The 12,118-nt window shown below is 43.8% G+C and carries 11 protein-coding genes; 1 reads left to right on the top strand and 10 read right to left on the bottom strand.

The features are described 5' to 3' along the window. Positions 1 to 16 precede the first annotated feature (16 nt). The 3 genes from aroQ to aroC are packed head-to-tail and all read right to left on the bottom strand — an operon-like array spanning position 17 to position 3,414. Entirely contained in the window at positions 17 to 484 is a 468-nt protein-coding gene (gene aroQ / locus P0106_RS03570; RefSeq protein WP_004117433.1) for a type II 3-dehydroquinate dehydratase, read from the bottom strand. Between the two features lie 3 nt (positions 485 to 487). Then, positions 488 to 2,230: a bifunctional shikimate kinase/3-dehydroquinate synthase gene (locus P0106_RS03565; RefSeq protein ID WP_285070167.1), complete on the bottom strand. Its 1,743-nt coding sequence runs from the start codon at positions 2,228 to 2,230 to the stop codon at positions 488 to 490. Then, positions 2,227 to 3,414 carry a chorismate synthase gene (gene aroC, locus P0106_RS03560; RefSeq protein ID WP_285070166.1) on the bottom strand — a complete coding sequence of 396 codons (1,188 nt, stop codon included), beginning with the start codon at positions 3,412 to 3,414 and terminating at the stop codon, positions 2,227 to 2,229. The genes P0106_RS03565 and aroC overlap by 4 nt, the downstream gene beginning before the upstream one ends. 211 nt (positions 3,415 to 3,625) lie before the next feature. Here aroC and P0106_RS03555 point away from each other — a divergent pair, with 211 nt between their 5' ends. Next, entirely contained in the window at positions 3,626 to 4,156 is a 531-nt protein-coding gene (locus P0106_RS03555; protein ID WP_004574870.1) for an A24 family peptidase, read from the top strand. Positions 4,157 to 4,193: 37 nt separating this feature from the next. On the opposite strand, the gene mltG is transcribed toward P0106_RS03555, so the two are convergent. The 7 genes from mltG to galT form a co-directional block, all read right to left on the bottom strand. Continuing rightward, positions 4,194 to 5,351, bottom strand: coding sequence for an endolytic transglycosylase MltG (gene mltG, locus P0106_RS03550; protein WP_473730452.1), 1,158 nt, complete (start codon positions 5,349 to 5,351; stop codon positions 4,194 to 4,196). A gap of 98 nt (positions 5,352 to 5,449) precedes the next feature. Then, entirely contained in the window at positions 5,450 to 5,920 is a 471-nt protein-coding gene (gene ruvX / locus P0106_RS03545; protein ID WP_004113362.1) for a Holliday junction resolvase RuvX, read from the bottom strand. A gap of 57 nt (positions 5,921 to 5,977) precedes the next feature. Further along, positions 5,978 to 8,662, bottom strand: coding sequence for an alanine--tRNA ligase (gene alaS / locus P0106_RS03540; RefSeq protein ID WP_473730451.1), 2,685 nt, complete (start codon positions 8,660 to 8,662; stop codon positions 5,978 to 5,980). A gap of 187 nt (positions 8,663 to 8,849) precedes the next feature. Continuing rightward, entirely contained in the window at positions 8,850 to 9,089 is a 240-nt protein-coding gene (locus tag P0106_RS03535) for a hypothetical protein (protein WP_004113365.1), read from the bottom strand. Further along, complete coding sequence (locus P0106_RS03530) at positions 9,089 to 9,523, bottom strand: DUF948 domain-containing protein (RefSeq protein ID WP_004113368.1); 435 nt, start codon at positions 9,521 to 9,523, stop codon at positions 9,089 to 9,091. Before P0106_RS03530 ends, P0106_RS03535 begins: the two co-directional genes overlap by 1 nt. Positions 9,524 to 9,684: 161 nt before the next feature. Continuing rightward, positions 9,685 to 10,359 carry a histidine phosphatase family protein gene (locus P0106_RS03525; RefSeq protein WP_004117424.1) on the bottom strand — a complete coding sequence of 225 codons (675 nt, stop codon included), beginning with the start codon at positions 10,357 to 10,359 and terminating at the stop codon, positions 9,685 to 9,687. A 129-nt stretch (positions 10,360 to 10,488) separates the two neighbouring features. Continuing rightward, positions 10,489 to 11,883 (bottom strand): galactose-1-phosphate uridylyltransferase, encoded by a 1,395-nt coding sequence (galT, locus tag P0106_RS03520; protein WP_042711366.1) that lies wholly within the window; start codon positions 11,881 to 11,883, stop codon positions 10,489 to 10,491. Positions 11,884 to 12,118: the final 235 nt, after the last annotated feature.

The following is a 12,118-nucleotide window of genomic DNA, read 5'->3' as shown; positions in this document are numbered from 1 at the left end:
AAAAGTCAAATCAAAGTCAAATCAAATGAGCAACAGCCTCGAGCGCAAGCTTATATCCATACAGTCCCATGCCTGTAATAGTTCCAGTTGCAACAGGACTAATCACGCTTATTTTCCGGAAAGAATCGCGGGCAGAAGGATTAGAAATATGCACTTCCATTAGTGGCACTCCAGCATCTAAAACCATGTGCGCAGCATCCGCGAGCGCATAACTGTAGTGCGTAAAAGCAGCAGGATTCATAACTACTGGCGTATGAGTATCAGCAGCTTCGTGCATCCAATGAACCATTTGCGCTTCGTCGTCGCTTTGGTGAACTTCCACTTGTAAATTAAGCTCTTGTGCCCACTTTTTGCAAAGCGCGCACAACGTTTCAAAATCTTGACTGCCATAAACGTCTGGCTGACGAACGCCTAATCGCCCCAAATTTGGACCATTTACTACTAAAACTTTACGGATGTTTATAGTGTTTTCTGCATCTACCATTTTCTAACCTCTAATCTTATTAAACGCTTCGCGAATCGCCTCCAGCGGCGGATTATCTAAGTGAATCGGGTTTCCAATCCCGTCTAAAACAACAAATCGTAAGGTGTTGCCTCTAGCTTTTTTATCTTTATGCATCAAGTCAAGAACCTTAGCAAAAGCATCGTCATTATTGCCGCCGCCATTCCAAGATATTGGCAATCCAAGTGATTTCAAAAGCGAGCGATGATACTCAACGTCTTCTGGACTTAAATAGCCCAAAATTTGCGCAAGGCTCGCCGCAAAAACCATTCCCACAGCAACCGCGTTTCCATGACGCCAAGAAAAATGCTCGATTTGCTCAATCGCATGCCCTAAAGTATGCCCATAATTCAAAAACTCGCGCAAACCTTGTTCTTTTAAGTCGTTAGAAACGTGGTATGCCTTAACGCGCACGCTTTTTTCTATTAGATCGCAAACCATATCATTTAAATCTGCATCGTCTAAAATAGAAGGACCATCAACAGAGCGCAACTTGCTAGCATTTTGAGGATCTTCCAGAATTTTTAAGATGCTAGAATCGCCAATAAACCCTGATTTTGCAACTTCTCCAAGTCCTTCAACAAAAATATCGTTAGGAAGAGTAGAAAACGCGCAAGTATCTGCCAAAACGCCAGCAGGAGTGTAAAAACTACCAACCAAATTCTTGCCAGCTGCAGTATTTACACCAGTTTTCCCTCCAGTCGAAGCGTCTACCATTGCAAGAAGCGAAGTCGGGCAATTTACGTAGCGGATTCCACGCATCCAAGTAGAAGCAACAAATCCAGCTAAATCCGTAGCTGCTCCACCACCCAAACCAACAATCGCATCTGAACGCGTAAAACCAGCGTTTGCAAGGCGCGACCACACAAAATCCGCAACCTTAACAGTTTTACCAGCCTCTGCGTCTGGAATAAGAATATCGAAAACATCGTAGCCAGCTGCGCGCAAAATAGATCTTGCTTTATCGCTATGTCTTTGAACAGGCTGAGTGTGAATTAAAGCTACTCGAACAGGCTGTTTTCCAAGCATTTGAGGTAAAAGACTCATAGCGCCTGCGCCAATATGAACATCGTAATCTTCAATACCTTTACCATCTACATGAACGATTCGTTGCATAATCATATCTTTTACCTTTCTTGCGGCAGGTTTTGGCGTTAATCCGTAAACGCGAGCGTGTAAATTCGCCACTTTGCAAAACACAGGATCACGCTTATCAAACAAATCCATCCATCGTTTTGCGCCATCTTCGCCGCTTAACATAGGACGATTAGAATTCCAGCTTACGCGCTCAATTGCATCACTTGCATTTACTTGCAAATACACAACACGACCGCCTAGCTTTGTATATTTTCTTAAGACATCTTGCGTCTCCTTACGCATTGGAGCACCGCCACCTAGGGCGACTATTGGGGCGGATTGCTCAAAATCTGGGAAAATAGCATCTCTAACAATTTGAGTTTCAATATCTCTAAAAGACTCTTCGCCAAAATCCTTAAAATATTGAGCAATCGGCATATTGATTTTTTGCTCAATTAAATCGTCTGTATCTATAAAAGGAACATTCAAAATATGCGCTAATTCCTTGCCAACACGCGTTTTTCCAGCTGCAGGCATGCCGATTATAACGGCTAACGGCATTTGAGTTTGCGATACATCTTGCGAAATGTCTTTCAAAGAATATCTAAGCGAATCTGGCAAGGAATCATGCAAGGAATCTTCTTCGCTCATCTCATATGCTCTTTCCAAGATTGAACGTAATTTCTAGCATTTCTAGCGGTTTCTTCTAGTGAATCTCCGCCGAACTTTTCTAACGCATACTTTGCAAGCGTTAATCGAACCATTGCCTCTGCAACTACGGAAGCAGCTGGGACTGCCGTAAAATCGGAGCGCTGATTAATTGCCTGCGCTGGCTGGCCAGTAAGCACATCTACCGTTCGCAAAGCGCGAGGAATGGACGGAATCGGCTTCATTGCAGCGCGCACGCGAATTGTCTCTCCATTTGACATTCCGCCTTCAATTCCTCCAGCACGATTGCTAAGGCGCGTGATTTTGCCATCTTCGCCTGTTACGATCTCGTCGTGAGCAACCGAGCCAGGGCGATTTGCTTCTTCGAAACCGTCTCCAATCTCCACGCCTTTAATAGCTTGGATTCCCATAAGCGCCGCAGCCAGTGCCGCATCCAAACGGCGATCCGACTCTACATACGTTCCAACTCCAGCAGGCATGCCGTATGCCAAAACCTCTACTACGCCGCCAAGCGTATCTGCATTTGCTTTTGCTTCATCAATACGAGCAACCATGCGAGCTTCGGCATCTTTATCTAGAGTACGAACTGGCGAAGCATCCAACGCATCAACATCGTCTGGAGTTGGTAGGGGTAAACTTTTGTTTATATATTCGCCGCCAATTCCAATAACATGCGCAACTGTTCGCACACCCAACGCTTGGTGCAAAAACGCATCAGCTACAGCGCCTAAAGCCACGCGGGAAGCCGTTTCCCTAGCGCTCGAACGCTCCAAAACCTCGCGAGCATCACTAAAACCATACTTTCGCATGCCCGTTAAATCCGCATGCCCTGGGCGAGGGCGGCTTAAAATAGCATTTCTACCAGTTCGCTCAAGCTCATGATCCAAAGGATCCGCGCTCATCACTTCCACCCATTTTGGCCACTCACTATTTGCGATTTCTATAGCAATTGGAGACCCAAGAGTAACACCGTGGCGAACGCCTGTAAGCAAACGCACTTTGTCTTGCTCAAACTTCATTCGCGCTCCGCGACCATATCCAAGTCGTCTACGCGCAAGAGCAGAAACAATGTCTGCGCTAGTAATCTTAACTCCTGCTGGCACGCCTTCAATCATTGCCACCAGTGCTTCACCATGCGACTCCCCTGCCGTTTGCCATCTAAGCATGCCTTCTCCAATCGCGTTGTGCGTTATATTTATTGTTATACTTCTTGCACTTAATACTGTACTTTATTTTAAATCAATACTAGATTCTAAATTCTTTATTTTACTAACAACTAAGTATTGCTAATAATCTATGAAATAAATCGCAAAAAGCCTTTAACCACATTGAGTAAAATTTGTTGCAATGCAATTTTCGCTTATTTAGCATAATCAAATGAGTCAGTTTATTATAGCGTGTTTATTTGCAACACCAACGCTTGTATGCACGATTGCACTGTGCGCAACGGATTTAGTAAACCGCGTTGTGCCTAGACTTTGGGTTCTACTAGCTGCTTTTGCACAATCTGCAGCAAACCTTATTTTTTCGCTTATTACTTTTCATAATGTTAATTTTCTTTTGCGCGGATGGCTTTGTGCAGTAACAGTTTTTGCAATCTACGTTTTGACGCAAAAACTTTGTGTGCGCGGAGCACTTGGATTTGGCGATGTTACGTGCGCTTCTATGATTGCTCAAGCTTTGGCGCTATTTGGATTTGATTGCATAATCTACTGGTTTGCATTAGTTGGAATATTTGGATTAATTTGGATTTTAGTGTGGAAAATCTGCTCTAAAGTCTGCTTGCGATTTTTCCGAGTGCATCTTGTGCAAAATGAGCAAAATAAAATCCCGTTCGTACCCGTATTAGCTGCATCTTCCATAATCGCCGTTATGTTTTGCGGTTTCTGTTGCTCATTAAGTCTGTAGTGCGATTGCGCAACAACAAGCAAAGAAAACCGAACAGCTAGTTGGCGTTTTCGTTAGAACGCTTATACTCGTCGCGAATCTTCAAGAAATCATCGTAGTTATCCGCAAACTTAGTTTCGCCGGTCTTTAAGTTAGTGGTAACAAAATAAATCCATGATCCTTTTTCTGGATTAAGCGAAGCCAGAATAGCATTATCTCCAGGAATACTTATAGGAGTAGGCGGCAATCCTTTGCGAATCCTAGTGTTGTATGGATTACTTGCATCATCTAATTGTGTTTGCGTAAGGTTAATTGCCTTAATTCCAATACCGTAAGCAACCGTAGTGTCCATTCCCAAAGGCATGTCTTTAGCTAAACGGTTTAATATTACGCGCGAAACTTTGCCATAGTATTCACGATTATTTACTTCCGCTTCCGCAATAGACGCAATTTTGAGAATATCTTGACGCAGTTTTCCTTTAGGAACTCCCAATGAATCAAGTTTCTGAATACGCTTATCTACCATTTTGGCAAGTATTTTAGTAGCAGATTTCATGGATTTTACGTTGTAAACTCCAGGCTCCAACCATCCTTCAAAACTTCCACCTGCTTCTGGCGGCAAAATCCCCGCTCCGTCTGTTTTTTGAATCGCGTTAAATTGAGCAATGTCTATTCCAGAGATTTGTGCAGCCTTACGAATAACGTCTGTTGATCGTTCTCCTGCTTTAACGTCTAAGAATCCGCCTGCTTTACTTTGATCTGAAAGAATATTTACAACATCAATTGAGTTCATATGCTTTTTGAGCGCATAAATCCCTGGGTATAAAATCTTGTTGTTCGCAGCAACAATATTAGAAAAAGTTGATTGTGACTTTACAACTTGCGCTTTAACAAGATTGTTCCCAACTTCTACAGATCCTTGACCTGGCTCTATCGTAAACTCAACGAATCCGTCTCCAGGTCCTGGCCAATCGTCCATAATCGTAGACTGATTGTTAGTTTTTATGTAAACCGCAACCCTGTATAATCCATATCCAAGAACAAATAGTACTGCAAAAATTAGCGTAAGAATAAACGCTATTATACGTTTTCTCTTACTTTTACGTCGTTTTTGTGCTTTTAAATCTTTGCGCGATTTTGGAGGCACAGGTGGATTAGGAGTTTCGTGACTCCACTTAGCGTTTCGATCGAAAAAATCGTCGATATTCTCAGTCATTAAACGCTTCCTCCCGCTTGGACTGCTGGTTACTATTTCACAGTGACATTATTTCAGAATAACATTATTTCACAATATTGTCGTAGCTATTGTCTGCTTTAATTATTTTTGCAATCATTCTTATAATCGTCAATCGCAGATTGCAAAATTAACACTGCTGACTGCTGATCAACCATAGGACGATGCTTCCTAGTAGAAAAATCTGCATCTAACAGTTGTTTATGCGCCGTAACAGTTGTTAGTCTCTCATCTTTCCAAACAACTTCTGGAATAAAATCGAGAGACCAATCTCCATAATCAAAAAGCGACTTCATTCTTTTGACTAAATTAGTACCCCAACGACGCGCTTTTTTAGCAGATTTTCCTTCAGTTCCGTCTAATTGCAAAGGAAGACCTATTACAACACGACTAACACTATTATCTTCGATAATGTTTAAAACATCTTCAATCGCATTAAACGAATCACCATAGGATTGAACATTCCCGGCAGGATGAGCGAAAGTGAGCTCAGGGTCGGAAAGAGCTGTTCCGACCCTTGCGTCACCTAAATCAATACCTAACCACACCATTTTTTGTGCCGCTTTTGGTAAAGATCGCATCGTTTTATTTAAGCTGATAGAAACACGCTAAGCAAGCTGCGCAACTTGCGCCTTAACAGCATCCAATGCTTCGTCAATCTTAGAAGCATCAGTTCCGCCGCCTTGAGCGAAGTCTGGCTTGCCGCCGCCACCGCCACCAAGCACCTTGGAAACAGTACGAACAAGATCGCCAGCCTTGGCACCAAGACCACGTGCGGCGTCGTTAGTCGCCACCGCCACCATTGGACGATCCTCCTCATTCACGCCACACAGCGCCACAATCACAGGAGCATCCTCACCTAAGCGAGAACGAACATCAAGTGTTGTTTTGCGCAATGCATCGAAGGAACCAAAGTTTCCAACATTCTTTACAGCAAGCTTAACCGTTGCGCCACTTTGTTTAGCCGCCTCAACCAATTCTGGAACAGCATCATTAAGCTGAGACTCATACACCGAAGAAAGCTTGCGGTCTGAATCCTTCATCTTGTTGAGCAAAGACTCCAAGCGCTCAGCTAACTCATCTGGGCGTGCATTAACCATGCCAGCAAGTTGCGCCACCAAAGCGTGCTCACGAGCACCATATTCATACGCCTCTTCGCCGCACAATGCATCAATACGGCGTACACCAGAGCCAATGGAAGATTCCGAAAGAATGGTTACCATACCAATCTTTCCAGTGCTCTTAGCGTGAGTACCACCGCAAAGCTCGCGGCTCCAACCGTCGCCAATCTCAACAACTCGCACAATATCGCCGTACTTTTCGCCGAACAAGTGCATTGCTCCAAGCTTGAAAGCGTCATCGATTGGCATTTCCTTTGGAACAACCTGCAAATCGTCACGAATACGCTCGTTTACGCGAGCTTCTACACGGAGCAGCGCATCTTTATCAACAGCCTTTGGCCACTGGAAGTCAAAGCGCAAACGATCTGGATCAACTACAGAACCGCGCTGAGTTGCCTGTGGACCAAGCTCTTCGCGCAAAGCCTTGTGAAGAGTGTGAGTAGCAGTGTGGCTTCGAGCCAAAGCAGCCCTGCGAACCTGGTCAATATTGGTGTTTACTGGAGCACCAACACTAAGAGTACCTTCAGTAAGTCGGCAGCTGTGAACAATCAAATCCTTGATTGGACGCTGAACATCGTCAACTTCCAAAATTGCGCCGTCGCCGGAAATAATCTCACCCTGATCAGCAATCTGACCACCGCGCTCAGCATAGAATGGCGTGCGATCAAGAATAACTTCAACGTTTGCAGGAGCGCTAACGCTTTTAACAGCACCCTTACCGGCTTCAACAATTGCTAAAACGTTTGAACGGCTGGAGAAGTCAGTGTAACCGAGGAAGTCGATTGGCTTTTCAAGCTCCTTCTTAATGTCGTCGTAAACGCTAACATCCACATTGTGACGCTTCTTCAAAGCATCCGCGCGAGCGCGACCTTTCTGCTCGCTCATAAGCTCGCGGAACTTAGCTTCATCAACCTTAACACCCTGCTCAGCAGCCATCTCAAGAGTCAACTCGATTGGGAAGCCGTAAGTATCGTGCAAAGTGAATGCGTCCGAGCCGCCAACAATAGGGTCATCCTTGTGTTCTTTCTTAGCTTTTTCAACAGCCAGGTCAAGAATAGTTGTGCCCTTTTCAAGAGTTCTGCGGAACGCGTCTTCTTCACCATATGCAGCTTCACTAACCTCGTGGAAAGTGTTGTTAAGTTCTGGGTAGCTTGGTTCCATTGCAGCCTTAGAAACTGGGAACAAGGTTGGAAGAACTGGGTCCTGAACGCCGAGCATGCGCATTGCGCGAACGGTTCTGCGAAGAAGACGACGAAGCACGTATCCGCGTCCAACGTTACTTGGGCGCACACCATCGCTCATAATCATCAAAGCGGAACGTACGTGATCTGCTACAACGCGGAAACGCACGTCAGCATCATTATTATCGCCGTACTTTACACCGCTAAGCTTTTCTGCAGCTTCAATAACTGGATAAACTTCGTCTGTTTCGTAAATATTTTCCTTACCCTGCATAAGGTAAGCCAAACGTTCCAAACCTGCGCCGGTATCGATATTCTTCTGGTCAAGCTCACCAACAATATGCAAATCAGTCTTAGACTTGACGTTATCTACCTGGAAGTTTTCGAAGACCAAATCCCAAATCTCAATGAAACGAGATTCGTCAGCAGCAGGACCGCCATCCTTACCGTATTTAGGACCGCGATCAACGTAGATTTCGGAGCATGGGCCGCCAGGACCAGGACCACCAGTGGTCCAGAAGTTATCTTCCATACCGAAAACTTGCATGTGCTCTGGGTCGAAGCCTTCGTTCTTCCAAATTGCGCGAGCTTCATCATCGTCGGTATAAGTAGTTACCCAGAGCTTTTCAGGGTCAAATCCGTATCCGCCCTTATCTTGCGGAGTTGTTAAAAGCTCCCAAGCGTAGTGAATCGCTTCTTCCTTAAAATAATCACCAAACGAGAAGTTACCAACCATCTGGAAGAACGTGCCGTGACGAGTAGTCTTGCCGACTTCGTCAATATCAAGAGTACGCACGCACTTCTGGTTAGACGTCATTCTGCGAGAAGGAGGCGTTTGCTCTCCCAAAAGATAAGGTATGAATGGAACCATGCCTGCAATCGTGAAAAGCGTCGTTGGATTTGGTGAAATCAGCGATGCTGAAGGCACGACCATATGACCATGATTACCAAAGTAGTCAAGATAACGCTTTGCAATTTCTGCTGTGCGCATAGGTACGAACTCCTTGTGTTATATTAAAACGCCATGCAACAGGGCGGCACAAAAGAATATCATACCATCATGCTTTAAGGCGCGAGTCGCAGAATGATTAATCTGCAAGACCAATTTTTGATTATAAAACTTTACCTATAAAAACTTTAGTTATAAAAAACTTTCAAGACTTATTAACAAGCTTATTTTATTTAGCATACTTATTAGCATACTTAGAATTAAGCTGCGACTCGTGAGTTTTTCTGCTGGAATTAAAATCCTTAAATAAAGACAAAATCGTGGTTAAAGTAAGATTCTTCGGATCTTTATCAAAGAAAAAATCTCCAACACTTTCTGGGAATTTTCCTTTAATATAAGCGCGAGCCTTAGTAACAGACATCACGCCTATTACTATTCCTACGCAAAGCCAGAATAAACGCTTAAACATCACTCCCCCTTAGACTCACTCGACTCACCAGAATTAGCTGCGTGGCGTGCAGAAGATTCTGAAAAATCCGTTGGAACTGTAGGCTTATTGAAGAATGCGTTAATAGTGTCCTTAAGAGCATATCCAGCTGCAGCAATCTTAATAATAGGTTTTCCAAGAAAAGCACCATACAAATCTGTAAGAGCACCAACATTAGTCGCAGTGGTGCGAGCAGCATCCGTAACAGCATTAACATCTTCTAAGGTTTTGTTTACTTGCTTTACTGTAGTAACAGACTCATCAATAGCAGGCAAAGCATGTTCACCTGATTCCTTAACGGTTTGAGCAATCTGATTAAACATCTTACCCAACCTAATCAGAGGATAAATCATAAAACCAGAAAGAACCGCAAACGAAATCGCGGCAATTAGAGCAGCTATGTCTCCAACGCTCATCGTAACCTCTTTCCTGCTGTTTTTTACGCGCGACTAACCCACGCAATGTATTTAAAAGATTAACGAAGAGTCAAGACTCTTCGGGTAAACCACTAACACATATCTTTCTTAATATATCAACCTTAATATATCAATATATAAAAGTGGATTTACAGTACGCTCTACTCGTTGTAACCCTTAATAGTTATAGACTGATCAAGCGGCTTAGAAGTGTCAAAATCTAAACGAGTCACACTACCATTTTGCGGACGCTCGCTCAAATCGTAACCAGCAGGCGCAAAACGATGCATAAGACTTAAAAGCGTGTTCCCGTGAGATATTTGCAAAACACTATCCCCATCTTTTAACACTGGATTGCTGGCGATTATTTTAAAACCGCCCTCAACACGCTTCCAATACTCAATATCCGACTCAGCATCATGGAATGGGTCTGCCTCTTTAAGCATATCTCGAGTTGCAGCAAGACCAAATTTTTCAACAATCTCGTTATATGTTTTAGCACCATGAGGAGCACCTGCAGCCCACCAAGCCATATTCATGTCTTGGCCTTCAAAATAGCCGTAGCATTGCTCACGAAAATGCATATCGCTTATGAGTTGTGGTCGAGCATGAGTGTGTTTTTCGTTTTCGCTTAAAATACGCTCAGCAGTGGCTTGCGCACGAGTTGTATCTGAACAATATGCTGCAGCAAAAATGACATTAGCTAATTTTTCTGCTGCACGATCTGCGTCTGCAAGTCCTTTATCGGTAAGAGGAGAATTTGACCAACCTTGAAGACGATTGTAGCAATTAAACATGGTTTGACCATGACGAACTAAATAAAGGTGCAGCAACATAACTTAATCATCTCACTTTTAATAAAGTGTTCTACACAATGTGTTATGCAATGCTTTAAACAGTGCTTCCCACAGTGCTTCACACAAATTGACTTTGTTATTTGTTTAATCAGACTAATACAGGTCAGACTAATCCAAATCAACATCGCCTAATTCTTGGAATCTACTTGCAATCAGCTCTGGCGTTGTATCAGAAATCCAAGATGCCATCCCAGCTTCCGATCCAGCCAAATACTTGATTTTGTTAGCATCTCGCATAAACGAGAAGAATTGTAAATTAAGACGATAATGCGCACGACGAGAATCATGCACAGGAGCCTGATGCCATGCTGCAACATAAGGCAAATCAACAAATTCGCTAGAATTTGCAGCACTCATACCAGAAGATAAGTCGAAAGCAGCCGAACCTGCAAACGATTTAGCACTAGAGTCGCCATTAAAACCAAAGAACTTATTAGCACGTCTAAGAAGTGTTATATAAATTTGTGCCAAATCCCAACGCTCTTGGTCGTCAAGCTGATCCAAAGTAAGAACATCACGAACAGGAGCAACATGTACTTCTAGAGGCCAACGCGCTGCTGCTGGAACATACGCAACCCAACTATGATTATGCATAATCACACGCTTTTTAGCCTCAATCTCCGAATTCATCAAATCCTTAAGAAGATTACTGCCAGTACGCTCAAAATAAGCCTCCGTGTGGCGCAACTCCTGCTCCAACCTAGGAGCAATAAACGGATAAGCGTAAATCTGACCGTGAGGATGATTCAAAGTCACACCAATTTGGCTGCCGTGATTTTCAAAAGGATAAATCTGCTTAATGCCATCAATTTGGCTAATTTCCGCGGTTCTAAACGCCCAGGCTTCAACAATCGTACGCATGCGCAAAACAGAAAGATTAGCTGGAAGCATGTTTTCGTTGGAACTAAAGCAAATCACCTCACAACGACCAGCTGCAGGAGCCTGCTTCCACAGCGGATTGCCGTCAACGTAGGTTGTTGTGTTTGGCACTCCTGCAACCTGAGCCATAGCTGGATAACGGTTTTCAAAAACAACAACGTCGTAGTCTTCGTCTGGAATTTCACCATCTTGATACTCAGATTCTGGCTTTCTACCAGCGAATGGGTCGATTCTTGATTGCTGATTACTATCACTATTTAAGCTATCGCTATTTGAACTCTCTCTAAGAACAGGGGCTGGTCGTTTTGCCCACAGCCTAGACATAGGAATCCAGTCTCCTGTAAGCGGATCCTGACGCATTTGCGGAACTTCGCTAGGAACCTCATTACCTTCGCTATCAAAATGAGATGTAAAGCGATACGCCAACTTTCTAGGGTCGATCAGCTCCCTTGTTTTGTGCCCGCTAACATATTCTGGGTTGTCGTCGATGTAGAAAAAGTCACGACCGTCGGAAAGCTTTGTTGCCGTAATACGAATATGCTCACGTGCGTATGTTCCTGGACGATACAACTTATACGGATACTCTCCACCGAAATCTCGAATAGGAGTTTGAACAGTCGGAATTTGTTGCGTTTGATAGAAAGCATTATCTCCTATCGAAGAATGCATTGGTGACTGTAATCCTTGGTATGAGTCCGAATGCATAGTGGATTGCGCAGACTGCACGTTTTCAGCCGCCTCTTCTTCTGCTTGAGCTACAAGACTACTCAGCGAAGAATCTCCAACACCCGTGCTGGTTATTTTGTTAATAACCGAGTGGTTTGCGCCGCCAGCCTTGTTCCTAGCGCGAATTGCATTA

It is taken from the genome of Gardnerella sp. c11Ua_71, assembly GCF_055818025.1.
This window is presented reverse-complemented; position numbering and strand designations above follow the sequence as displayed.

What these genes read in the sequence shown, in the direction of transcription:
- aroC (WP_285070166.1), bottom strand. Translation starts at nt 3,414, where the DNA reads ATGCTTAGATGGCAAACGGCAGGGGAGTCGCATGGTGAAGCACTGGTG.
- P0106_RS03530 (WP_004113368.1), bottom strand. Translation starts at nt 9,523, where the DNA reads ATGAGCGTTGGAGACATAGCTGCTCTAATTGCCGCGATTTCGTTTGCG.
- P0106_RS03555 (WP_004574870.1), top strand. Translation starts at nt 3,626, where the DNA reads ATGAGTCAGTTTATTATAGCGTGTTTATTTGCAACACCAACGCTTGTA.
- mltG (WP_473730452.1), bottom strand. Translation starts at nt 5,351, where the DNA reads ATGACTGAGAATATCGACGATTTTTTCGATCGAAACGCTAAGTGGAGT.
- P0106_RS03535 (WP_004113365.1), bottom strand. Translation starts at nt 9,089, where the DNA reads ATGTTTAAGCGTTTATTCTGGCTTTGCGTAGGAATAGTAATAGGCGTG.
- P0106_RS03565 (WP_285070167.1), bottom strand. Translation starts at nt 2,230, where the DNA reads ATGAGCGAAGAAGATTCCTTGCATGATTCCTTGCCAGATTCGCTTAGA.
- alaS (WP_473730451.1), bottom strand. Translation starts at nt 8,662, where the DNA reads ATGCGCACAGCAGAAATTGCAAAGCGTTATCTTGACTACTTTGGTAAT.
- ruvX (WP_004113362.1), bottom strand. Translation starts at nt 5,920, where the DNA reads ATGGTGTGGTTAGGTATTGATTTAGGTGACGCAAGGGTCGGAACAGCT.
- aroQ (WP_004117433.1), bottom strand. Translation starts at nt 484, where the DNA reads ATGGTAGATGCAGAAAACACTATAAACATCCGTAAAGTTTTAGTAGTA.
- P0106_RS03525 (WP_004117424.1), bottom strand. Translation starts at nt 10,359, where the DNA reads ATGTTGCTGCACCTTTATTTAGTTCGTCATGGTCAAACCATGTTTAAT.